The organism is Vibrio sp. 10N.222.48.A3, assembly GCF_041475345.1.
In the GTDB taxonomy this organism is placed as follows: domain Bacteria; phylum Pseudomonadota; class Gammaproteobacteria; order Enterobacterales; family Vibrionaceae; genus Vibrio; species Vibrio tasmaniensis_A.
In genome coordinates this window covers 1-734 of the sequence record NZ_JBFRVX010001761.1, presented here as the reverse complement: position 1 = coordinate 734, position 734 = coordinate 1, and the positions used below count along the sequence as shown (strand labels likewise).

Genomic DNA, 734 nt, shown 5'->3' with positions numbered 1-734 from the left:
TCAGGATCGTTTGCCAAGACCCACTCTTTGATAGCTTTCAATGACATTTTTTCGCGTGGCACTAAACCTCTTTCGATCAAAACACGGCCAATACTCACGTAAGCTTTATTGTTCTTACCCGCGTATGCAAAATACTGCAGCGTGTCATCATCTCCGAAATGCACAAAGCCGCTGCCCTGTACTTCCATCATAAATGGGTCGATACGGTTTGCTGAATAACCTAACTCAAGACCTTGGCCTTCTAATGCACCGTTGTAGATCTCTTCGCGTGTTGGACACTCTTTATCACACTCTGGAAGCCCATAAACAGGGAATCGGTATTCTTCGTTTGCTTCATGTCGCAGTTCCATTACAGGAGAAAAGTAACCCGTGAATAAAACATTACCTTGTTTATCACCACCACCTAATTGAGCAGTTTGAACACCAAAATTCGCTAGCTCGCTCGGCTCTCCACTCAGCACCGCCCATTCATTGAGTTGCTGATAAAGCGGCTCATAGATTTTAGCCATCGAAGGGGATTTAGAAACCACCATCTCAGCTTGCTCTGCAAATGCGGTGAAGTCTCTTGGTTTATTAGATTCAACCAAATCGACCTTATTTAAGGTTCGGGGAAATTCACCATCAAGGTGTTGTTGGGCAAGATCAGTGGGTTGAGCACAGCCAAATAAGAAAGAGGCAGCAACAAGGGGAAGCCATTTTTTAATCACAAGAGTCATCCTAAATATTCTATGCAT

Annotated in this window: 1 protein-coding gene; it reads right to left on the bottom strand. The window is 44.0% G+C overall.

Annotated features, from left to right (window positions below; genetic code table 11):
* Positions 1-716, bottom strand: a 716-nt coding sequence (gene mltA / locus AB4653_RS28795) for a murein transglycosylase A (RefSeq protein WP_372106061.1), incomplete at its 3' end; no start/stop codon positions are given.
* Positions 717-734 lie beyond the last annotated feature (18 nt).